This is a genomic window from Pseudomonas sp. GD03842 (assembly GCF_029841165.1).
Lineage (GTDB): Bacteria > Pseudomonadota > Gammaproteobacteria > Pseudomonadales > Pseudomonadaceae > Aquipseudomonas.
Map to the genome: position 1 here is coordinate 1 of NZ_JAOCEA010000016.1, position 23,117 is coordinate 23,117.

Sequence of the window (23,117 nt, forward strand, 5' to 3'; positions counted from 1 at the left end):
CAACGGATCTGCCCCCGATCTTAGCGGCGCCCTTAACCAGGCCATACGGGTCCCGAAACCGAGGGCTGATCCATCGGCGAGGGTGACTCCGATTCACCGTTCCGCTTTTACAGCGGCCCCATTTTTGGCAAGAACAAAATAGAGTCGCCCGCAAAGAGCGAAACCCCAGCTCCCAGCCCACGCGCAAACGGATCTGCCCCCAATCTCAACGGCACCCATCACTGGGCCATACAGGTCCCGACACCGAGGGCCGATCCATTGGCAAGCATGACGCCGACTCACGAACCGCTTCGTGGAACCGTCGTCGACCCTGGGCCACTCAAGGGGACCGAATACATGGAATAGGTGGTTCCCGATGTTGCCCCCCGTCACGCGACCTGTAACCGCTGCCATCACCAGTACCACCCCCTCAATGGACGGTGGCACCCGCTCCGTGGCACAGCGTTCCGGCGTCAGCCCACGCATCGCACCGGGCAGCACGTCACTGGCGACGATGGGACGCAGTGCCAGTCTGGATTTGCCGTCTTCCCGTCAACGTCGCGGCCAGGACGCTCGAGATGTGCCACGCTCGGTGAGGTCGAGCGCGTCGGCGCCCCATCTTGGTCGCTCGTCGGGGAGCGTGCCGGACAGCGCACTGGGGTTGCTCACCGACCGCATGGAGGCTCCGGAGCAGGGCACTTCCATAGGGCAATTGATGGATTCGCAGGCGCCCGGTAGGTTGCCATCCCATGCGCCCAACAGCCCGTTGCGCCAGCAAGTGCTGGACGCTGCCGCCACCCGCACTCGGCTGGGTGAGTTGCCCGACCGCATGGAGGTTCCGGACCAGGGCCCTTCGATAGGGCAGGTGATGGATTCGCCGGCGCCCGGTCGGTTGCCATCCCATGCGCCCAACAGCCCGCTGCGCCAGCAAGTGCTGGACGCTGCCGCCACCCGCACTCGGCTAAGTGAGTTGTCAGACCGCATGGAGGTTCCGGACCAGGGCCCTTCGGTAGGGCAGACGATGGATTCGCCGGCGCCCGGTCGGTTGCCATCCCATGCGCCCAACAGTCCGCTGCGCCAGCAAGTGCTGGACGCTGCGGCCACCCGCACTCGGCTGGGTGAGTTGTCCGACCGCATGGAAGCCCCGGACCAGGGCCCTTCGATAGGGCAGACGATGGATTCGCCGGCGCCCGGTCGGTTGCCATCTCATGCGGCCAACAGCCCGTTGCGTCAGCAAGCGCTGGACGCTGCCGCCACCCGCGCCCGGCTAAGTGAGTTGTCCGACCGTATCGAAGAACCCGCTCACGGACTCTCTATCCATCAGGCGATGGCTTCGTTAACGCCTGGTCGCCTGCCCTCGCGTCCGCCACCCAGTTCGCTGCGTCAGCAGTTGGCACAACTCGGACGGCAGCCAACGCCTCCCACGCCTCCGCCGCCTGTGCCCAATCCGGCTGCGACGGCGGCAGCGAACGCGCCGCTGGCCGGGCCGACCATGACCATGGCCTTGCACGATCACCAACTGCAGATGGGTGCCGAACCGCTGGACCACTTGGTCCAGGCGGTGCTCGGCAAACCGGAAAATCGCTTCCAGTTGCTTGACGCACAGCATCACCTGCTGCTCGACACAGACAACCGGCTGGTGCATGCCCACGCCGGTCCCGGTGCGATCACCCTGCTCAAGGGCAGCGTTGCACTGAGCAGTCGACTGCCACCGGACAACGGTCACCTGAGCGTCGGCAACCACGGCATTCAGGTTGGTCAGACCGCAGCGACGGCCACGGGCACCGGCCTGAAGCTGCCAGAGTCAGGGCTGCTGGCGCAGATCAACGGCGTGCATCAGGGGCATGGCAAACACTGGCGCACGGAGGATAAAAAGCTTTACCAGCTCACGGCGTCGGGTTGGGAAGCGCAAGACGCGGCCCGCGATTACAGCAGCCTGCACAGCCTGGGGCGCGATGCGGTGTACGGCATTGATGACGACGGCAAGGTGCGCGCCCTGCAAGACCCCCAACGACCTCTGGCCTTCGTGCACAAGGCCAGCGACGTCGCCAGAACGGCAAGCGGCGATCACCTGGCGATTACCAAGGAGAACGAAACATTCAACATCGAGTTGCTGCGGGGCGATGCGGCCAGCCAGGTTCAGCCCTTTGCCATTGCCGGGCGCACTGGCCCGCTCGGCAGCGGCGATGAACCCAAAGCGTTGGCCGTCGCCGGCAACGCCGTGTTTGTCGCCACCGCCAATGGCAAATTGCTGAGCGCCGATATCAACCAGTTGCCATTGTCGTTCAGCCAGGTTCGTGAGCAACCTTTGCTGGCGGCGTCGCTCGGGGCCCATCGTTTCACCGGGCTGTTCACCGACAGCGACGGTACCCTGCATGCCAAGGTCAAGGGTGCCAACGGTCAGGAACACGCGTGTCCGATGCAGGAAGGCAGCCCCCGTCCTGCTTTCCAGCCTGGCTGGAACATGACACAGGCCCTGACACTGGACAGCCGACGGGGGCTGCCCGACGTCAAGCCGCCGACCCATGAGCAGTTGCACTTGCCCTACGGCAGCATTGCCGCACACGACAAGCAGTTGATGCTGCTGGATGCCCGAACGGGCCTGTGGAAAAAGGCCAAGGAAAAAGACCTGCAAGACGTGCAGATCGGTCAAGACAAGAACGCTTACATTGTGACCAAGGAGGGCGAGGTCAAGCCGTTGGCGGTCAATCAGCAATCGGCCAGCCATCAATTCAATGACGGCCCGGATCTGAACCTGCCGGGACGCACCACCGAGGTCAAGGCCGGTTCGGTCATGCCGGGGCTTGGAGGCATCAAGGCCGAAAAGATTGCGGTGCTCAACGATCAGCGCTTCGTCACCCTGAGCGAAGGCAAGCTGCGGGTGCACGATCAGAAGCGTCCCCGGCATCAATTGCCCGCGACGCCGGGAGGCGGGAAGGTCACCGCCCTTGCCACCGGTGGCAAGGACTTGTTCGCCCTCAGTGGCGGCAGCATCCATCGAATGGACGGCGCCACCTGGGCGTCGAACGACATCACTCCACGTCGAGGGGACGCTTGGCAGGCAGTCCCCACTACAGGCCTGACAGGCGGCGCCATCCTTCAGATGCGCACCGGCAGCGAAGGGCAGCTCTTGGCCAGAACCGCCGACGGCGAGTTCGCGCTGGACGGCAACGCCTGGAGCCGCGATAAGGCGAGCACAGCCAATGCCCCATCCAATCATGGGAGCTTCGGCGCGCTGAAGGATCGTGAAGCGTTGTTTGGCGTACCCACCGTAGGGCACCTGCCTAAACTCGACCCGACGGCCAAGTTCGACACCACGGTGTTTGGTCGTGGCAACGCTCAGCAATTGCACGCCAAGGAGCTGGCGCCCACCCAGCTAGGGTTTCTGAAGGCGCACCTGTTACCCAGCCGACTCTTGAAAACCCCGGCCATGCTCAAGGTGGCGGAAGATTACGTCGAGCATAAATACCGAGGCCGCGCCGGGCTGAGTGAGGTCTACCAGGCGCAAGAGGGCGCCCTGCAGGCCTTCGATCAACTCCGGACGGAGCAGCGCGACTCGGGCAACCTCACCCGTTTGCCGACGCCACCTATCGGCGATCGCCTCCGGGCGCTCAAGACCCAACATGAGGACCCGGCCACTCAGGAGCTTCTGCAACTGTTCGAGTGGTTGAGCAAAGAGGTCACCGATAGTCTCCATTTGCAGCTACGCACCTTGGGTGAGCATTCACCTGGCATCGGCCTGAGTACTCGCAATCCGTTGAACCTCAACAGTGGCCCCAACCCTGGCTATCGGCCGTCGACCCGCGCGCAGGACAACTTCGTCGAACAACTGCACGGTGTGCTTCAGGAGGCAGGGTTGCCGCGTGACAACCCCGCCCGCCAACTGCTCGACCAGATGAGGTCGAACCATGTCGTGATCGAACGCTCATCCAGCAAATTGCCAGGCAGTCGCCGTGATGGTCACGACGACATGTCGCTGGTCAAAGCGCGGCTGGCGCACAACGCGGTGCTGTTTAATGACATCGAGGCGCAACTGACCGCTCTGGAAACGGCATTGGCCGCAGCGCAACCCACCGCGCAGGCCGGCGCCGCTGCCAATGCGCAGCCGGATCCCGTGCAGACGGTCGCCGCCAATCTGGCGGACCTGCACAACCGGCAGTGGGGCAATAATCAGCTCAAGCAACTGACGGACGCCGGATTCAACAACCATACCCAACTGGAAGCCGACTACGACGCACTCAAGAGCATCCTCAAGTACCTGCGCAAAGAACATCACCCGGTGTCGATGAACCTGCGCCAGGGGCTGGAAACCGATCAGGCGCGCATCGGTGAAAAATTGCTGACGGCCATCCGCGAGCTGGAGCCAAGAGAGAACATCAAGATCAACCGCGTCTACAGCGGCGGTGGCGCGGCGACCCTGGGGTTCGACGCGGGTATTGCGGTGTTGGGGCCTCGGGTGAGCGTCGATCCCGAGCGCACCTACGCGTTGACCCTTACACGCTTTGACCGAGGCCTGAAGGTGTCGATCGGTCGTGACGGAGCGCTCACCGTGGGGACGTCTATGATCGCGGGCGGCGTGGTGACCGGCAAGGACGCTGGCAACGCGGGCAACGTCCCGGGGAGCACGGAAGTGCACACGTCCAGCTCTGGCAGTGATCATGAACGGCACACGACAGTGGGTGGCCGTTTCGGTGGCTCGCTGGACGTCAAGAACAAATTCACTCAAACCCAGGCGCTCAGTTTTTTCGTGCGCGAGGACGAGTTGGACGCGTTCATTCACGACCTCACCTCCGCGCCATTGAACAGCAGCAAGAACCCGACCCAGGAAGGGCTGCGGCCCATGGCGCTGATCGACCGCGGCGTCGAGCACGAAGTGCGCACCGGGCAGAAATACAACCTCGACGTCGAAACCACCGCCGCTGCAGAGTTTCGCGTCAGCGTCGGGCAGACCAAAGCCAAGCCGGTCTCGGGCTTCATGCGTTTCGGTGCCGGTCTGGTCGCCACTCAAAGCCTGCTTGGCGTCGAGCGTCAACGCACCGCCGGTCGTGGCGACGATGGCCTGAACACGCGCATCAGCAGCGATAACCGCCCGCGTTTCTTCGAGCAGACCAAACTCAATGGTTACGCGCGGCTGTTCGACACGGCGTTTGTCGCCCAGCCCGACGGCGCGTTCATTTCAGGCGGTATTCCCATGGGCATCAGTGCGAGTCTGGTGCTCAATTCCAAGACCGGGAAGTCCTTCGACTCCAGGTTCAAGGCCGCCTTGCCGCCGCAGCAGAGTGAAGTGGATGCGCTGGAAAAAAGCCTCAAGGAAGCGTTTGCCGACATCGAGCCCCTTCCCAAGGCCGACGAGGCCAGCAAACCGGACCCTCTGGCGCGCTTCACTGCATTGAGCACCGCCTATGGAGGGCAGGCCGCGACGGTGGACGACAGTCAGTACGCGGCGCTGAAAAGCTTGCGCCAGATGCAGCGCCAGGTCACCGCGGCAGAACAGGGTGGCGTGCTGATGACCATGATGGACATGACGATCACCCACAACAACATTCGACGCGTCGGCTCGGCCAGCAACACCAAGCGCGCTGTCGACTGGGCGACGCAGTATTTCAGAGAGGGGCATCAAGGCAATGCGGAAATCATCCAGGGCCTGATGGCCAAGGATCCGCATCTCAAGTCGCTGCTCGACACCTTGCAGAAGGGCAGTGGTACCCGGGCTGAAGTGATCCTGGAATTGCGAGACGACATCAAGGAACAGATCGAAACCGCCGCCGCCAATGGCACCCTGGACGATGAGCAACTGAAGCGGCTGGTCACCGACCGCAATAACTTGCGCATCAGCAGCATCGCTGTGTTCAAGGCAGCCACCAAGGAGGACTCTTTCGTGCTTCCCACCCCTTGGGTGAATTACAGCAGCAGTAGCTCGTTGAGTGTGGAGCGTCTGCAAGGCGAGGTGAATTTCGAGTACGGCAAAGATCAGCTCGAACCCAAGTCCTTCAAGCTCAAAGGCGAACGCGCGCGCAGCGCTGACACGTCGGCCAGGGTCATGGCCGAGAAGGGTGAGAACTGGACACCGACATGAGGGACCAGGCCGCGGCGTGAGCGATCACTCACGCCTCGACAGGTCATGAACCGGACGGAAGGTACACAGACGAGTCTCAAGTTGCGACACAGTGGGCAGATAACCTGTATGTCACTTTTATGTCTGCAACAACGTTCAAGGAACGAACTCCATGACCTCGTCTCGACACGACCGTCCAGCCTTTTCCGATCACCCGCGCTTCTTCAGCGGGGTCGCATTCATTCCGGTCGTTCCCGCCGTGGCGTGGATCCTCGCGCAGTCCACTTCCCTCGCCAACTGGATCGCGTCAGCCGCTCTGATCGCCATCGGCCTGATCGCCTGTGCCTTGAGCGCATCGAGGCACAAAGCCGTGCTCCAGTCGATGGAACAGGCGCGACAGACTCAGGCCGGTTCGCATGCACAGCACAGTGGCTCGGCCTCACGCACCCAGCTGGATGAGGTATTGCTGGGCGCGATGCCCATCTGGTCGCGGCAGGTAGAAAGTTCGCGCCAGCAGACCGAAGAAGCGATCGTCAGCCTGACCAGCCGGTTCACCGGCATCGCCGAGCGCTTGCAGGACACCGTTCAGGCTTCGCAGCAAGCCGCCGGTGAGCTGGACGGGCAGGGCTCCGAAGGGGCGCTCAAGGTGCTCGCCACCAGCGACACCGAACTGAGCCAGGTGATCGATTCCCTCAAGGCCAGCCAGACCAGCCGTGACCAGACCCTGGCGCAAGTCCGCGGCCTCACAGCCTATACGGGCGAGCTGCGGACGATGGCCGCCGACGTCGCGGCCATTGCCGCGCAAACCAACCTGCTGGCCCTGAATGCGGCCATCGAAGCGGCGCGCGCGGGCGAGGCCGGTCGAGGGTTCGCGGTCGTCGCCGATGCGGTGCGCAGCCTGTCGAGCAAGTCCAGCGAGACCGGCCAGCAGATGTCCGCCAAAGTCGACATCATCAATACCGCGATCACACAATTGGTCCACGCCGCTTCCAGCAGCGCCGACCAGGACAGCCACTCAGTGGCCTCGTCCGAGAAAAGCATTCAATCGGTGCTCGAACGCTTTCAGACCATCACCGCCAGCCTGGCTGAATCCTCCGATCTGCTCAAACAGGAGAGCTACGGCATTCGCGATGAAATGACCGAGGTGCTGGTCAACCTTCAATTCCAGGACCGGGTCAGCCAGATCCTCAGCCACGTGCGCGACAACATGCACGCGCTGCACGAGCATCTGGTGCAGGCCAGTCAGTTGCCCGATCAGGCCGTGGCCATCGATGCGCGCCAGTGGCTCGCCCGAATGGAGGCCACCTACGCCACCGACGAACAGCGACGCACTCATCACGGTGAGGCCGCGACGCAATCCAGTACTCAAGACATCACCTTCTTTTAGGAACACACCATGGCGAAGAATGTATTAGTGGTCGACGACTCCAGCAGCGTTCGGCAAGTGGTCGGTATTGCCTTGAAAAGCGCGGGTTACGACGTGATCGAGGCCTGTGACGGTCGGGATGCCCTGAGCAAACTCACCGGTCAGAAGGTGCACCTGATCATCAGCGACGTGAACATGCCGAACATGGACGGCATTACCTTCGTCAAGGAGGTCAAGAAGCTGGCCAGCTACAAGTTCACGCCCATCATCATGCTGACCACCGAATCGCAGGAGTCGAAGAAGGCCGAAGGCCAGGCGGCCGGCGCCAAAGCCTGGGTCGTCAAGCCTTTTCAGCCGGCGCAGATGCTGGCGGCGGTCTCCAAACTCATTCTGCCCTAACACGTTGCGCCAGGGAGGCAGCCATGCCGATCACTCACGAATTGGTCGATGACACGATCCAGGTGGCCATCGAAGGCGAGTTGACGATTTACACCGTCGCCGAACTCACCGAAGCGCTCTTGCCCCACGTTGGTTCGGCCCCGAGCCTGGCGCTGGACCTGTCTCAGGTCACGGAAATCGATGGAGCGGGTGTGCAATGGCTGGCCGTGATCCACCGTGAAAGCGTCCACGAGGGCACCGCGCTGCGCCTGACCGGGCAAAGCCAGGCAGTCGCTCAGGCGCTGCAACTGTGTGGCCGTGCTGCGCTGTAGCAGCTTGACCACCGACCAGAGACAGACAAAGGAAGTCCAGGTGAGCATCAATCTCGATCAGGCACTGCAGACGTTCATCGTCGAAGCACGCGAACAGTTGCAAGTCATGGAGCAATCCCTGCTGCAATTGGAAAGCGAGCCGGACGATCAGGACAGCATCGGCGCGATTTTCCGCGCCGCACACACCATCAAGGGCTCCGCCGGCCTCTTCGGCCTGGAACCTGTGGTCAGTTTCACGCACATCGTCGAGGACGTGCTCGACCGCCTGCGCGATGGTAGCGTCGAGGTGGACGACACGCTGATCGCGGTGCTGCTCAGGTCCGGCGATCACATGCTGGAATTGATCGATACCGTCGCCGCCAAAGGTGAGACGCTCACGCCCGCGGCCCTTGAGCGCGAGGGGGCGCTGCGGCAGGCGCTGCTTGCCTACCAGGCCACCCACGAGGCCAATCGAGAGGTACTGGCCGTTGCGAGTGAGCCGAGCAGCGAAGCGCGGCTGTGGCACCTGTCGTTACGCTTTGGGGTGGACGTTTTCCGTAACGGCATGGACCCGCTGTCGTTCTTGCGCTACCTGGGCACCCTGGGGGAGATGATTCAGGTGACGACCCTCACCGAAACCCTGCCCGCGCTGGAAAGCTGGGACCCGGAAAGCTGCTACCTGGGCTTCGAGATCGATCTGCGGTCGGCAGCCAGCCACGCCAGCCTCAACGAGGTCTTCGACTTCGTGCGGGACGACTGCGAGGTCAGCATCGTGGCCATCGAGGACGCTGTGGCCGATACCGTCTGCGCCGACCACCCCCTGATTGCACCGGTCGAGGAAAGTCCCTCCGCAGCGCTCGCGCAACGCTCGCCGACCACCCGCGACGCGAGCAGCCGAGATGGCAATTTCGTGCGGGTCAACGCCGACACGCTGGACGAACTGATCAACCTGGTCGGTGAACTGGTCATTGCCAGTGCCGGCGCCAACCTGCTGGCGCGGTCGTGTCATCACGCGCCGTTGCAAGAGGCGACGTCGACGGTCTCGACCCTCGTCGAAGAAATACTCGACGGTGCTCTGCACCTGCGCATGATCCCGATCGGCGACACCTTCAACCGTTTCCGACGCGTGGTGCGCGATGTCAGCCAGGAATTGGGCAAGGACATCGAGCTGAGCATCAGCGGAGCGGAAACCGAACTGGACAAGACGGTCGTCGAAAAGATCGGCGACCCGTTGATGCATCTGCTGCGCAACGCCATGGACCACGGTATCGAAAGTGCCGATGCACGGCGTGCTGCGGGCAAGTCGAGCAAGGGCCATCTCAGCCTCAACGCCTACCATGACTCCGGCAGCATCGTCATCGAAATCGCCGATGACGGCGCAGGTCTCAACCGCGACCGCATCCTGGAAAAAGCCCAGGCGCGAGGGCTGGTGGCCAGCGGTGCAGTCCTCACCGATCAGGAGATTTACAACCTGATTTTCGAGCCGGGGTTTTCCACCGCCGAAGCCGTGACCAACCTGTCCGGCCGCGGTGTTGGCATGGACGTGGTCAAGCGCAACATCACCCTGTTGCGCGGCAATGTCGAACTCGACAGCCAACCGGGCCAGGGCACGTTGGTGCGCATCCGGCTGCCGCTGACGCTGGCAATCATCAACGGCTTTTTGGTCGGTATCGACCGCTCGACCTACGTCATTCCGCTGGACATGGTCCAGGAATGCATTGAACTGGATGAACACCAGCGTGAATCCGGTCGCCAGCAGGGTTACCTGGACTTGCGTGGCGAAGTGTTGCCGCTGGTAGACCTGCGCGCTCATTTCAGCCACGAAGGCCCTCCGGCCCGTCGCCAGAACGTGGTGGTGGTGCGCTATGCCGAGCACAAGGCCGGGCTGGTCGTCGATGACCTGCTGGGCGAATTCCAGACCGTGATCAAACCCCTCGGCAAGCTGTTCGGTGCACTGCGCGGCATCAGTGGCTCGACCATATTGGGCAGCGGAGCGGTAGCGCTGATCCTCGATGTACCCGCGCTGCTCAATCAAATCGTACAACTTGAAGCCCGCACCAGCCCGTCGCCTTTACCGGCATCGGTCGTTGCCCGCTGACGTGTGTGCACTACAAGGAGATTTTCGATGAAATGGTTTTACGATCTTAAGATTTCAACCAAGTTGGTTGGCTCGTTCCTGGTGGTCTTGGTGCTGACCGCCGCCATGGGCGGATACGCCATCCTCCAACTGGGTGCCGTCAATCAGGCTGCCCAGGACATCAGGGGCAACTGGATGCCGTCGATGCGTGCCGCCTCGGGCATGCGTTTCTTCATCGCCAGCTACCGCTTGCAAGAGTACCGGCATCTGGGCACCGACAGCAGCGATGAAAAGGTCCAGGCCGAGCGCGAAGCGGCAGACGCGGCGCAGCAGTTCGAAACCCGCGTCAACACCTACCAGCAACTGCTCTCGAATGACGAAGACCGTCAGTTGCTGGCGAGTGTCACCAGCGCATGGAGTGCCTACCAGGCCACCAGCAAGCGGTTGTTCGAGCTGTCCCGGCAGAACCAGACAGATCAGGCGCGAACGGTCTTCAGTGGGGAATCCAAGACTCACTACGACGAACTGACGAGCCGTCTGCAGAAAATGGTCGAACTCAATGCCGCAGGCGGCACCGCAGCCGGCGACAAAGGCACCGCGCTGTACGAAAACTCACGGCTATCGATCGTTGTGGCGCTGGTAGTGGCGCTGCTGATCAGCCTGACACTGGCGCTGCTGATCGCACGGATCGTTTCTCGTCCGCTGCGCCAAGCCGCGAGGGCGGCCGAACAACTGGCCGAAGGCAACCTGAACGCCCACATCGAGCCGGGTGCGAAAGATGAAACCGGCATGGTACTTAACGCCATGCGCAACATGGTCGGCAAGCTGACGCATATCATCGGAGAAGTCCGCAATGCGGCCGACAATCTGGCCAGCGCGTCGGAGCAAGTCAGCGCCACGGCCCAATCGATGAGCCAAGCCACCAGTGAACAGGCCGCCAGCGTCGAGGAGACGAGTGCGTCGATCGAGCAGATGAGCGCCAGCATCAATCAGAACACCGAGAACGCGAAGGTGACCGATGGCATGGCCAGCAAGGCGGCCAAGGAAGCCACCGAGGGCGGCGAGTCGGTTCAACAGACCGTGGTGGCGATGAAGAAAATCGCCCAGCGCATCAGCATCATTGACGACATTGCCTACCAGACCAACCTGTTGGCGCTGAACGCGGCGATCGAAGCCGCTCGGGCCGGGGAGCACGGTAAAGGGTTCGCCGTTGTTGCCGCTGAGGTGCGCAAGCTGGCCGAGCGCAGCCAGGTCGCGGCCCAGGAAATTGGCGAGCTGTCGTCCAGCAGTGTCGACATGGCGGAAAAAGCCGGTCAGTTGCTGGGGGAAATGGTCCCGTCCATCAACAAGACGTCCGACCTGGTGCAGGAGATCAGTGCGGCTTCGGAAGAGCAGGCCGCGGGCGTCGCTCAGATCAACACCGCCATGACCCAGCTCAATCAGGTCACCCAGCAAAACGCGTCCAGCAGCGAGGAACTGGCGGCCACGGCCGAAGAGATGAACAGTCAGGCGGAACAATTGCAGCAGGCCATGAGCTTCTTCGTCCTGGATTCCAGCCCTCGCGCCGCCGCGCCGGCCGGCCCGCAGGACGGTGCCGCAAGCGTGCCGCGTCAGCCCGTGCGCAAGGTGCAGCCGCCGCGCAAGGCCGTGGCGTACGCCATGGAAAGTACATTGGACGAGTCGGAATTCACCCGTTTCTGATCGCAGACGCGAGCGGGTCACAAGGAGAACGAAATGGGCGCAGTGATGACGACGCGTGATGCAGCGGTTGGCGAAGACGAAGGCGCGCAGTACCTGACCTTCATGCTGGGGGGGGAAATGTTCGCCCTCGGCATTCTCGGGATCAAGGAAATTATCGAGTATGGCAGCCTGACCGTGGTGCCGATGATGCCGGACTTCGTGCGCGGCGTGATCAATCTGCGCGGTGCGGTGGTGCCGGTGATCGATCTGTCGGCCCGCTTTGGCCGGGCGAACTCAGCGATCACTCGACGCTCCTGCGTGATCATTCTCGAGGCGGGCTCCGGAACGGGTCAGGCGCAGGATGTCGGGTTGCTGGTCGACACCGTCTCGGCGGTGCAAGAGATTCCGGACGCGCAGATCGAGCCGCCGCCCAACTTCGGCGCACGTATTCGTGCCGATTTCATTGGTGGGATGGCGAAGGTCGATGGCAAGTTCGTGATCGTGCTGGAGGTGGACAAGGTGCTCTCCCTCGACGAGATGTCCAGTCTTGCGGAGGCCGCTCAAACGCCTGCTCTCGATTTCAATCCACGCTAGGGTCGAGCCATGCCACACAACGCATCGCTCGATGACCGTGAATTCAGCCAGTTCCAGGCCTGGTTGCACCGGGCTGCGGGGATCAACCTGTCGCCGGCCAAAAAAGCGCTGGTCGCCGGCCGGTTGTTCAAGCGCCTCAAACACTATGAACTGAAAAGTTATGGCGACTATTTCAAGCTGATCATGACCGATCAGCGCAAGGACGAGTTGCAGGTGGCGCTCGATCTGCTGACGACCAACGAAACTTATTTCTTCCGTGAGCCGAAGCATTTCGAGTTTCTGCGCCTGCACGTACTGCCCGGTGCGGCCCCCGGCAAAGTGTTCCGCATCTGGAGTGCGGCCAGTTCGTCGGGCGAGGAACCCTACAGCCTGGCGATGACCCTGGCCGAGGCGCTGGGCACCACGCCATGGGAAGTGATCGGCTCGGACATTAGCACCCAAGTGCTGGCAAAGGCACGCACCGGGCACTACCGCATGGAGCGAATCGGCAACCTGCCACAGTCGCTGTTGACCCGATATTGCCTGAAGGGGATTGGCCGCCAGGAGGGCACGTTCCTGATTGAACGCAGCCTGCGTAACCGCGTGAATTTCATTCAGGTCAACCTCAACGAGGCGTTGCCCAATCTGGGCGAGTTCGACGTGATCTTCCTGCGCAACGTGATGATCTATTTCGACCCCCACACCAAAAGTCAGGTCGTCGCACGCCTGCTGCCGCTGCTTAAAGCAGGCGGCTATTTGATCATCAGCCACTCCGAAAGCCTCAACGGCGTGAACGACACGTTGAAGCTGGTGGCGCCGTCCATCTACCGCAAGCCATGAGAAAGCCCGTCGGCGCGGCCGAAGTGATCCTGGCACCTGGCGACGTGAGCTTCGCCACCCAGCCAACTCGCCTGCGTACCTTGCTAGGCTCATGTGTGGCCATCACCTTTTGGCACCCGCAGCGGCACATCGGTGGCATGTGTCACTTCATGCTCCCGGCGCGTGCGCGCCATGCTCAACCCCTCGATGGCCGGTATGCCGACGAAGCGCTTGAAGTCTTGTTGCGTCATGCCCGCGCCAACGGTACGCGGGCTGAGGATTATCAGGTCAAGCTGTTCGGCGGCGGCGAAATGTTTCCCGGGCAGCCACCCACGCTCCCCATGCAGGATGTCGCCCGTCAGAATGTGCGGGCGGCGCTGGCCCTTGCCGAGCACCATCATTTGAAGCTCATCGCCCAGGACCTGGGCAGTACGGGCTACCGCACGATCATGTTCGACCTGTGGAACGGCAACGTCTGGGTGCGGCACAAACCAATGGGAATACTTCGAGACAATGCCTAACAGAAAAATCAGCGTGCTATTGGTCGATGACTCAGCCGTGGTCCGTCAGGTGATGCTGGCGATTCTCAATGACACGCCGGATATCCATGTGATGGGGGCCGCCTCCGACCCGATTTTCGCCATGGACAAACTGGCGCGGGAATGGCCGGATGTGATCGTGCTCGATGTGGAAATGCCGCGCATGGACGGCATCACCTTCCTGAAGAAAATCATGAGCGAGCGGCCCACCCCGGTGCTGATCTGCTCGTCGCTGACGCAGAAGGGGGCGGAAACCTCCCTGCAAGCGCTTGCGGCCGGAGCGGTGGAAGTGATCGCCAAACCGGAAACAGGGTTGAAGCATTTCCTCCTCGAGTCGGCGAGCGAATTGGTCGCGGCGATTCGCGCCGCAGCGCTTTCCAACGTCAGGAACCTGGGCAGGCGCAGTGTCCGTGCCGCGTCACCGGTGGTGCCGGCCGGGAAGCTCACGGCCGATGCGATCCTGCCGGCCGCCAATGGCCAGGCCATGGCGCAGACCACCGAACGCCTCGTCGCCATCGGCACCTCGACCGGCGGCACTCAGGCACTGGAGGCCGTGCTGACCGCATTGCCGCGGGTCTGCCCCGGGATCGTCATCGTGCAGCACATGCCCGAGAAATTCACCGCCTCGTTTGCCGACCGTCTCAACAGCATCTGCCAGTTGGAAGTCCGCGAAGCGCGGAACAACGACCGCATCCATCCGGGGCTGGCCCTGATCGCGCCAGGCGGCAAGCACCTAATGGTCACCCGCAGCGGAGCCTTCTATCACGCGCAGGTGATCGACGGTCCGCTGGTCAATCGTCACCGGCCTTCGGTGGACGTGCTGTTTCGCTCGGTGGCCAAATCGGCCGGTAAGAATGCCACCGGCATCATCATGACGGGCATGGGCGACGACGGCGCGCGAGGGCTGAAAGAAATGCTCGACGCCGGTGCCTCCACCGTGGCGCAGGACGAAGCCAGCTGTGTGGTGTTCGGTATGCCCAAGGAAGCCATCAAACTCAACGCCGCGCAGCGCATTCTGCCGCTGGACGCGATTCATCAGGCAATCCTGCACAAATGACGTGATGCCCACTGCGACTTTGGACCGGCCAGTGGGGCAGGTCATCGCAAAGCGCGGCCCCATCACGTGCACGACACGATGCCCTATCGATGAGCCAGTAGCACGGTTGTCCGGGATGATTGCACGATCCTCCACCGAGGCGAACCAATGCCTGTCCTATGTGCCGAAAGCGTGAGACAACGCTGGACGTCATCACAGGAGGGCACGGTATGTCGCCGCAGGCACGCTTGGCGAACCTCATCTCACGTCAGACCATCGTGGACGGCACATTCGACACGCCCGTGTCAGCGGTGAAGTTGATTCGCTGGTCGACGCCCAGCGAGCCGATGCCCGTCATCTACGAGCCGACCGTCTGCTTCGTCGCGCAAGGCCGCAAACAGGCGAGCGTGGGGACCACCACCTTGACCTACGACTGTACCCGCTACCTGATTGCCTCAATCGCTCAACCGGTGATGGGGTCGGTCGTCGAGGCCAGTGCAGAAAAGCCTTATCTGTGCTTGCAGATCAATCTCGACAAAAAAGAGATCGCGGAACTGGCCGCGCTCCATCCCTCGTCTTTGAACCCTGATTCGCCCCCGCTGGGGTTGGCGATCTACGACGCGCTGCCAGCATTGACCGATGCCGCCATCCGCTTGTTGGCATTGTTCGATGCGCCACAGGATGTCCCGGCGCTGGCGCCGCTTATCTTGCGGGAAATCTACTACCGGCTGTTGACCGGACCCAGCGGCAGCCTGCTGCGGCACATGGTCCACAGCCAGAGTCAGTTCCAGCAGATCAGTCGGGCCATTTCCTGGATACGACGCCATTTCCACACGGCTTGCCGAATCGAGGACGCCGCTGAAGTGGCGGCCATGAGCCGGTCGAACTTTCATCTGCATTTCCGTGCGGTGACCTCGCTCAGTCCCCTCGCGTTTCGTCTGCAGTTGCGCATGCAAGAGGCGCGCAGGTTGATGCTGGCCGAAGGTCTCGACGCCGCCAGTGCCGGGGCCCGGGTCGGCTACAACAGTCCCTCGCAATTCAACCGCGACTATTGCCGGATGTTCGGCGCACCCCCGGGACGGGACGTGGCCCGGCTGCGGAAGTCGGGCAATCACTACTGCATGGCCGTTTCCGAGCCGAACACCTGAGTCGCGTCTGGCGCGCCCCGCCCGTCAGACACGCCACGTTTTTTCGAATGAAGACAAGCATCGTCCTGGGAGGAAAATCAGATGAAATACAAGACATTGGGCAATACCGGCCTGCTGGTTTCACAACTGTGCCTGGGCACGATGACGTTCAGCGACGGGACCGGTGTATACGAACACATTGGCAATGTGGACCAGGCTGGTGCCGATGCGTTGGTCAAAGCCAGCGTCGAGGCGGGGATCAATTTTTTCGACACGGCGGACGTCTACTCGGCTGGGGCAAGCGAGCGCACCCTTGGCCAGTCCTTCAAGAATCTGGGCATCGCCCGCCACGGAGTGGTGCTGGCGACCAAGGTCTATAGCCGCATGGGGCCGGGCCGCAACGACGTGGGCGCGTCGCGTGGGCACATCATGGATGCGGTCGACGCAAGCCTGAAACGGCTCGGCACGGATTACATCGACCTGTACCAGATCCACGCCACCGATACGCTGACGCCCCTCGACGAAACCCTTCGCGCATTGGACGACTTGGTACGGCAGGGCAAGGTGCGCTACCTGGGCGTGTCGAACTGGCAGGCATGGCGGATCGCGACAGCCTTGGGCGTTTCCGCGCGGCTGAATCTGGAACGCTTCAACACTCTCCAAGCCTACTATTCCGTGGTGGGCCGGGATCTCGAAAGAGAGCTCAAACCGTTGCTCGACGCCGAGAAAATGGGACTGATGGTCTGGAGCCCGCTTGCCGGAGGTCTGCTTTCCGGGAAGTTCAGCCGCGACCAGCAAACGCCGGAAGGCTCCCGCCGCTCGACCTTCGATTTTCCCATCGTCGACAAGGCACGCGCCTGGGACGTCATCGATGTGCTCAAACCGCTGGCCGAAGCGCGTGGTTGCAGCCCAGCGCGCATCGCCTTGGCGTGGCTGCTGGCCAAGCCGGTCGTGACGTCCATCGTGGTGGGCGCCAAGCGCCTCGACCAATTGGAAGACAACCTCGCAGCCATCGACATTGAGCTGAGCCAGGATGAGATCGCCAAACTCGACGCCGTCAGTGAACTGCCGCCTGAATACCCCGGCTGGATGCTCGACACCCAGATGGCCGACCGGCTGGGGCCCGTGGACCTTTGGGCAGGCAAAACCTCATGACGTGGAACGCGAGCCGCACGCGGATGGCATCTGACGATGCCCCGCTGTGCGCTTGGAAGTCCGGCACGACAGGTCGGGATCGGCGTCAAGGACAGCAGGCGCGGCCAGGCACCTGCGAGCCTTTCAATAGATTCGACGGGGGTGTGACGGGGACGCTGCTTCAATCGGGCTCACTGGCAAGTTTCGCCTTGGCGGGGAGGGGCGTTTCGGCGTTTCCCTTATGAAGAGTTTCGTCCGAACACCAGCGATTCCTGCCGGAGTGCTTGGCCATGTACAGAAAAGCGTCGGCTGACTTGATCATGCCTGCGGCATTGGTGGGCTCCTTCGCAGGCGTCACCGCCGCGACGCCAGCGCTCGCTGTCACAATGCCGAGCGGGTGGTCGGCATGATCGATGTTCAAGGCGCGAACACGCTGGATCATGTCCTCCGCCACTTGGCCCGCTCCCGTGGCATCCGTTCCCGGCAGCAGCACGGTGAACTCTTCGCCCCCGTAGCGAACCGCAAGATCGGCCGGCCGTTTGAGCGTGCCTCGGATGGCCTGCGCCACCTGCTGCAGGCACGTGTCTCCGGCAGGATGGCCGTACCGATCATTGAAGCGTTTGAAATAGTCGACATCCAGCATGATCAGCGCCAAAGGCTCTCCCTGGCGCCTGGCCCGCTCGATCTCCTGCTCCAGGACCATGTCCAGTTTTCGACGGTTACCCAATCCTGTCAGGCTATCCGTCAGCGCCATGTCCTGAAGCGTCTGGTGGGCCACCCTGATTTCCCGCTCCAGTCGGAATCTGGCTCGCAGTTGCGCCAGCACGATCGCGCCAAAACTCGCGAGAAAGCCCATCAGCACCAGCAGCACCATCGCGGTCTTGAACAGGTCATGGCGCCATGGACCGATGAACGATTCGCGGGACAGCCCGGCCTCCACGACCAGGGGATAGGAGGTCAGCGCGCGGTACGCGTACAGCCTTCGCGTGTTGTCGATGACGGCCCTGACTTCCGCGACCCCCTCGCTGGATTGGGGCAGATAACGTGTAAAAATCTCGCTCCGGGCCAGGCTTTGCTCCGTTGCAGGGGAGATGAAAGGCCGACGCACGAGCACTTCACCGCTGCGTAACGCCAATACCAGGGCGCCCTTGTCGTCAATCTTGAAATCACCGTAGAAATCCAGGAAATAGCTCACCTTGAGGGTGCCCAGCAGAACGCCCCCGAACGAACCGTCGGGTCTATCGAGGCGGCGAGACACGGGAATGACCAGCTCACGGGAGGATCGGCTTCTGACCACTTCGCCGATCCGTATGTCCCTCCCGAGATGAGTGCGGTGGTAGTTGAAATACGCGCGGTCGGAATTGTTCGCCGTTTCGGGCGTGATGTACTGATTAGTGACGATCCAGTCCCCATTGGGCGCATAGATGAACAGGCCCTGCAATTGGGGCATGATCCTGGTTTGTTGATCGAGCAATGCCCGTATGCGGGGGATGTCGATGTTTTGCAGCCCGTCGCCCTCCACCCGTTCGCGCAGTTCAGCCGTCAGCACATCCACCTGCCGAATAGCATCCTCGGCATGTTGTGCTGTCGCGCGGGCGAGGTTTTTCGCAGAGTCCTCAGCGGTGACATACGCATGGCGATAGTCGCGCCATGACCGCCAACCTTCCACTGCCAGAAAACTCGCGACCATCAGGAGCATGAAGGTCAACGTCATGCGGAATACGGCCGATGCGCGGCGTCCGCTCGGCATCAAGCCTTCCTCTGCGGCGGTTCCTGCGGCGAAGTGCTTTTCCTTGCGTCCTGGCATCGAAACCTCCCTGGGCAATTCAATCATAGCGTCAGGATGAGTGCGCGTTACCGGGTAGACACCAAGTGGGGTGTATTACTCAACGCAAACTCGCGTTGCGGGCTCTGCGGTGCCGCCCCCAATTCCCGAAGCGTGCTTGCACGAACGTTACAGACTGACGGGGCAGCCCATTCCATCATCGCCAGCCAGCCTTGAGGAGTTGCCCATGTTTGATACCAAAATCGCTTTCATCGTCCGCAACGACCTTGCCCACTGGCAAAGGATGAATGTCGTGGCCTTTCTCGCAACCGGCATCGCCTCCGCAGCGCCCGAGATCCTGGGCGAACCGTATGTGGATGCGCGCGGACACGAATACGGGAGCATGTCGATCCAACCCATGCTTGTTTTCGAAGCCGGGCTGGACGGCCTGCAAAAGGCTCATCGCATAGGCCTGGAGCGAGCGCTGACGATGCTGCCGTACGTGTTCGCGATGTTTTCCACCGGCCATGACGAAGCCAACCGAGCGGTATTTCTGGAGGAAGATCCCGATAACCTTCAACTGGTGGGCTTGGCGCTCAGAGGCCCCAGGAAAGCGATCGACAAAGCGATCAAAGGATTGCCGTTGCATCCTTGAGCGAAGGCCTGCGCTGGCTTCATGTGTTTCCGATTGGCTGTGAAGCCGAACGGCACGATTCGCTTACGCCAAGCGTTGCATTGCGCTCGCCAAATGCGCCCGGGCGCTTTCAGGATCGCCATGGCGCATTTGCCCGTACGCGCGCTGCGCGATGTCGTGGAGTATTGGCTTGGCCAGCGAGCACCTGGCCATGGAAGTCGCAGAGCAGAAGGGTCTCGACACGAATGTGCGCAGCGGCCATGGCGGGTTGCGTTCGCGCTGTGCACCGACCTCCCCGAATTGCCGCCGACCGAGCTGGCGCTGATCAGCCGCGAAGGCGCGTTGACCGGCTTGCAGCGAGCGCTGGTCGAGTTTTTGCGACAAGCACTGGGCGAATCACCTGAGCCAACGCGCACTTGATGTCCGTGTGCATTCTCGGCATTACGAACTGGGGTGTCTTCCTGCCCAGCTTAACTTGAAGCTCGCGGATGGGCTTGGGTGTACGGGGCAGGTAATCCAAGACGGTGTGGTTCGACGCTTACACGCGAAAGGGGTGATTCCGAGGGTGTTTCGGTTAATCGAGACCTTGGCGTCTACCTGCAATGCGCCGCTCACTCCAGCCTCGGCGGATAACCGAACCGTGCTTTGTAGGCATGGGTAAAATTGGCCGGGTCTGCGTAGCCGACACGGTACGCGACCTGCGCCACTTGCCATTTGCGTTCGCGCAACAACTGGCGAGCCACTTCCAGGCGACGGTCGCGCAGGTAGTGCAGCATCGACCTGCCAAACGCCTGCTTGAAGGCGCGGCGCAGTGTGGTTTCCCCTACACCCAGCATGCGTGCCAACTCTTGACTGGCCGGTGGATGGGCAAGGTTGTCTTCGAGCCGTTGCCGGGCTTCGTGTGCCAGCTCGCGCTGGGCCCGGGTCTGGCCTTGGAGGCGGCTTTGCGGGCCGCCCAGGTGCACGGCCAGTTCCACCAGTACCGCCAGGGTCAGGCTTTCCTGATGCAGTCTGCCCAGTGCGCCGTGGTAGGGCGTCTGGTACAAACGCTCGAACAGCGAGCGTAGCGCCATGCAGCGGGGCAGTGGCGTGAAACGTACCCCGTCCTGTTGCAGACGCAGCAGGGGCAACAGTGTGGTGTCACCTTCCTCGGCCTGTTCATGAATGAACGAGCCAGCAATGCGCAGCCCCGCCAGCCGTGCGTGGCTGCCGGCCGGCAGGATGTCGACCGCTTCCATCGGCTCGCTCAGGCCCAGGCTGACCGTGGCTTGCGGCGTATAGTGATTGGGCGTGCGGCGATCGATACTGTGGCTCCATCCCCCTTCGAGCACCTGCACGATGCACAGGCTGTCGGGCAGCACCTTGTGGATGCGCAGAGGCTCGGTAAAGCGTAGGTCGCAGTCGAAATACTGCATCGACGGGCGCACGGTTCGCGCTTGATAGTGGCCGCTGGCACTGCCGATGATCTCCCGCGCGGACGCGTCGAGGATGTTCGACCGGCTCAGAGGTTGTGGGCCATCGAAGAACACTTCGGTGTCGTGGTAAGGGGTCCAGCTCTGCATGGCGTTCAATACTGGCTAACGGCTATTTGACGTCAATCCGACAACGGGGCCGCAGTATAGTGCGGGTGACGCTTTTTTAATCAATACCTGTGACCGGTGGCCATTCACTTGTGTGACGCGGTCAGCCATCTTGCCGATTCGGTGACTCTGGCTTATCAGGTCTCCTCACTCTGTTACCGAGGACACTGGCATGTTCCTGAGCACCTGCGTACGCGTACTTACCCTTGGCGCGCTGTTGCTGACTTCCGCTATCACCCTGGCCGATGACGCCCGACCGGAAGTGGCCGACAAGGTCATGGCTTATCAGGGCGAGCAAGGCGTGAAGGTATGGACGCTGCGCATCGGTGCCCGCGGTGCCAACGAGGCATTGGTGCAGGTGGAAGGGGTGGACCATGACTGGAACCTGCGCATCCAGAAAATGAACGTGGAAAAGACCGCCAAGGGCACGCGCTACAGCACCGAGGCCAACGGCCAGAAGTTCGTGGCGCTGATCCTTCAGGACGGCTATGGCGAGCTGTATCTGCCTGGTGAAAGTCAGGAATTGAACGTGGGCTACAGTGAAGGGCTGTCGTCACAGGGCGACGCCCAGGCGTTCCTCACCGACTACCTGAACCAGAAGTGATCATGTCCACCCCATCACGCAGGCTGCGGCTGCTGGCGTTTCTGTTTCTGGTCCCGCTGGGGCTGATGCTCTATGCACTGCTGCAAGACGGTCGTGTGCATTGGGCATTGAGCGACGAGCAGCAAATGCGCGACTGGATCGTGGCCGCCGTGAAAGACCCCGCACATCTGTTGCCCATTCACCACCGCTTGACCGGAGGCCATGTAGGGGCCGAGTCCATCGTGCCGTACATGCAAAAGGAGATTGCCCGTATCGTGCAGGACCACGGGTGGCTGACGCTGCGTGGGGGCCTCGCGCACCTGGCTGAGCTCTGTGCGCTGGCAGCCGCCCTGACCGGTGTGGTGCTGTTGACCAAGCTCAAGTACGACGCCCTGCGCTCAATGCGTTCACAGGACTACATGCTGCAGCACTTGACGAAGGCCTGGCGGCGGGTCACCCAACTGATCTTCCTTGATGTGGCGTTGTTGGTAGCGGGTATCAGCCTGTGTCTGCTCTACGAAATGGCCTGGGCCTACAGCCACTGGGACCGGGGTGGGGCGATGGCGCTGCTGTTCACTCTGCCGCTGTGGGGGGTATTGACCGGTGGCGTGCTGGCGCTGCGCAGCATCCGTAAGCGGCTCACACCGCTGGAGGTACCTGCAATTGGGCTGTTGGGTCGTGAGTTGCCACGCGAGCACGCACCGGGTCTGTGGCGCTGGGTAGATGGCATTGCCCGCAAAGCCAATGTGCCCTCGCCAGACCATATCGTGGTGGGTGTCGATCGCTCCTGGTTCGTGACCAGCAGCCCAGTGTTTTTGCAGTCGGCGCAGGCGCCGTTGCTTGGGCACACACTGTACATCCCGCTCACTTACGCCTCGGCCATGAGCCAGGACGAAGCGGCTGCGGTGATGGGGCACGAACTGGGGCACTTCGCGTCCGGCGACACGAAGAAGGGCTCGCAGCTGTCGTCACTGTTCCACAGCGTGCGGTCACGCATCCACACCCTGCTCGAAGACAATGACAGCGACACCCTGCTGGTCGGGCCGGGCATCTGGGTATCGCTGTACTTTCTTGAGCAATTCGATCATGCCTTCCATCACTGGAGCCGGCGGCAGGAGCTGGCCGCAGACGAAGTGGGGGCAAGCGTGGCCGGCGCCCGTATGTTCGCCATTGCCTTGCTGCGAGTGTGTGCGTTGTCCGAGCTGATCGACCTGCTGCTGGCCAGCCCGCAGACCGGCAACATTGTGCAAGCGCTCAACAGTCACTTGGGGCAGCACGCGTTGCCGCTCAGCTCCCACACCCTCGAACACCGTGTCGAGCACCCGTTCGACACCCATCCACCCACCTTGCAGCGCGTACACAACCTCAAGGTGGCACTGGACGACGACTTACTGCGTCAGGCGTCCCGACCAGCCAGCGACGCCGACAGCCAGTGGTTCAATCAATTGCTCACCGAAACGACACACGCCGCGTGAGCGGCA

The 23,117-nt window shown here is 62.2% G+C and carries 18 protein-coding genes; 16 read left to right on the plus strand and 2 right to left on the minus strand.

Going from position 1 to position 23,117, the window contains the following annotated elements; all coding sequences use genetic code 11:
* Positions 1-355: 355 nt before the first annotated feature.
* The 12 genes from N5D61_RS20830 to N5D61_RS20885 all read left to right on the plus strand — a co-directional run bounded on the left by N5D61_RS20830 (position 356) and on the right by N5D61_RS20885 (position 17,095).
* Positions 356-6,055, plus strand: a complete 5,700-nt coding sequence (locus N5D61_RS20830) for an AvrE-family type 3 secretion system effector (protein WP_279894060.1) — start codon at positions 356-358, stop codon at positions 6,053-6,055.
* 151 nt (positions 6,056-6,206) lie between these two features.
* Positions 6,207-7,421 (plus strand): methyl-accepting chemotaxis protein, encoded by a 1,215-nt coding sequence (locus tag N5D61_RS20835; protein ID WP_279894061.1) that lies wholly within the window; start codon positions 6,207-6,209, stop codon positions 7,419-7,421.
* A 9-nt stretch (positions 7,422-7,430) separates the two neighbouring features.
* Positions 7,431-7,799: a response regulator gene (locus N5D61_RS20840; protein WP_108238895.1), complete on the plus strand. Its 369-nt coding sequence runs from the start codon at positions 7,431-7,433 to the stop codon at positions 7,797-7,799.
* Positions 7,800-7,822: 23 nt separating this feature from the next.
* Complete coding sequence (locus tag N5D61_RS20845) at positions 7,823-8,110, plus strand: STAS domain-containing protein (RefSeq protein ID WP_279894062.1); 288 nt, start codon at positions 7,823-7,825, stop codon at positions 8,108-8,110.
* A gap of 40 nt (positions 8,111-8,150) precedes the next feature.
* Positions 8,151-10,187, plus strand: a complete 2,037-nt coding sequence (locus tag N5D61_RS20850) for a chemotaxis protein CheA (protein ID WP_279894063.1) — start codon at positions 8,151-8,153, stop codon at positions 10,185-10,187.
* A 27-nt stretch (positions 10,188-10,214) separates the two neighbouring features.
* Entirely contained in the window at positions 10,215-11,867 is a 1,653-nt protein-coding gene (locus N5D61_RS20855; protein ID WP_279894065.1) for a methyl-accepting chemotaxis protein, read from the plus strand.
* A 33-nt stretch (positions 11,868-11,900) separates the two neighbouring features.
* Complete coding sequence (locus N5D61_RS20860) at positions 11,901-12,440, plus strand: chemotaxis protein CheW (RefSeq protein WP_108238891.1); 540 nt, start codon at positions 11,901-11,903, stop codon at positions 12,438-12,440.
* Positions 12,441-12,449: 9 nt separating this feature from the next.
* On the plus strand, positions 12,450-13,259 hold the full coding sequence (locus N5D61_RS20865) for a CheR family methyltransferase (RefSeq protein WP_279894066.1): 810 nt from the start codon (positions 12,450-12,452) through the stop codon (positions 13,257-13,259).
* Entirely contained in the window at positions 13,256-13,759 is a 504-nt protein-coding gene (gene cheD / locus N5D61_RS20870) for a chemoreceptor glutamine deamidase CheD (RefSeq protein WP_108238889.1), read from the plus strand. Before N5D61_RS20865 ends, cheD begins: the two co-directional genes overlap by 4 nt.
* Positions 13,752-14,834, plus strand: a complete 1,083-nt coding sequence (locus N5D61_RS20875) for a chemotaxis response regulator protein-glutamate methylesterase (protein ID WP_279894067.1) — start codon at positions 13,752-13,754, stop codon at positions 14,832-14,834. Before cheD ends, N5D61_RS20875 begins: the two co-directional genes overlap by 8 nt.
* Before the next feature lie 209 nt (positions 14,835-15,043).
* Positions 15,044-15,961: an AraC family transcriptional regulator gene (locus tag N5D61_RS20880; protein ID WP_279894068.1), complete on the plus strand. Its 918-nt coding sequence runs from the start codon at positions 15,044-15,046 to the stop codon at positions 15,959-15,961.
* 81 nt (positions 15,962-16,042) lie between these two features.
* Entirely contained in the window at positions 16,043-17,095 is a 1,053-nt protein-coding gene (locus N5D61_RS20885) for an aldo/keto reductase (protein WP_279894069.1), read from the plus strand.
* A 160-nt stretch (positions 17,096-17,255) separates the two neighbouring features.
* Here N5D61_RS20885 and N5D61_RS20890 read toward each other — a convergent pair whose 3' ends face one another.
* Positions 17,256-18,824, minus strand: coding sequence for a sensor domain-containing diguanylate cyclase (locus N5D61_RS20890; RefSeq protein ID WP_279894169.1), 1,569 nt, complete (start codon positions 18,822-18,824; stop codon positions 17,256-17,258).
* Between the two features lie 262 nt (positions 18,825-19,086).
* On the opposite strand from N5D61_RS20890, the gene N5D61_RS20895 reads away from it, so the two are divergent.
* Complete coding sequence (locus N5D61_RS20895) at positions 19,087-19,494, plus strand: DUF2000 family protein (RefSeq protein ID WP_279894070.1); 408 nt, start codon at positions 19,087-19,089, stop codon at positions 19,492-19,494.
* 120 nt (positions 19,495-19,614) lie between these two features.
* Positions 19,615-19,893 carry a hypothetical protein gene (locus tag N5D61_RS20900; protein ID WP_279894172.1) on the plus strand — a complete coding sequence of 93 codons (279 nt, stop codon included), beginning with the start codon at positions 19,615-19,617 and terminating at the stop codon, positions 19,891-19,893.
* 191 nt (positions 19,894-20,084) lie between these two features.
* Here N5D61_RS20900 and N5D61_RS20905 read toward each other — a convergent pair whose 3' ends face one another.
* The gene (locus N5D61_RS20905; protein ID WP_108238883.1) at positions 20,085-21,035 is read right to left on the minus strand and encodes an AraC family transcriptional regulator; all 951 of its coding nucleotides are present in this window, start codon (positions 21,033-21,035) and stop codon (positions 20,085-20,087) included.
* Between the two features lie 190 nt (positions 21,036-21,225).
* Here N5D61_RS20905 and N5D61_RS20910 point away from each other — a divergent pair, with 190 nt between their 5' ends.
* Positions 21,226-21,657, plus strand: coding sequence for a hypothetical protein (locus N5D61_RS20910; protein ID WP_279894071.1), 432 nt, complete (start codon positions 21,226-21,228; stop codon positions 21,655-21,657).
* A 2-nt stretch (positions 21,658-21,659) separates the two neighbouring features.
* A complete protein-coding gene (locus N5D61_RS20915; RefSeq protein ID WP_279894072.1) occupies positions 21,660-23,111 on the plus strand; it encodes a M48 family metallopeptidase in 1,452 nt (483 codons plus the stop codon).
* Positions 23,112-23,117: the final 6 nt, after the last annotated feature.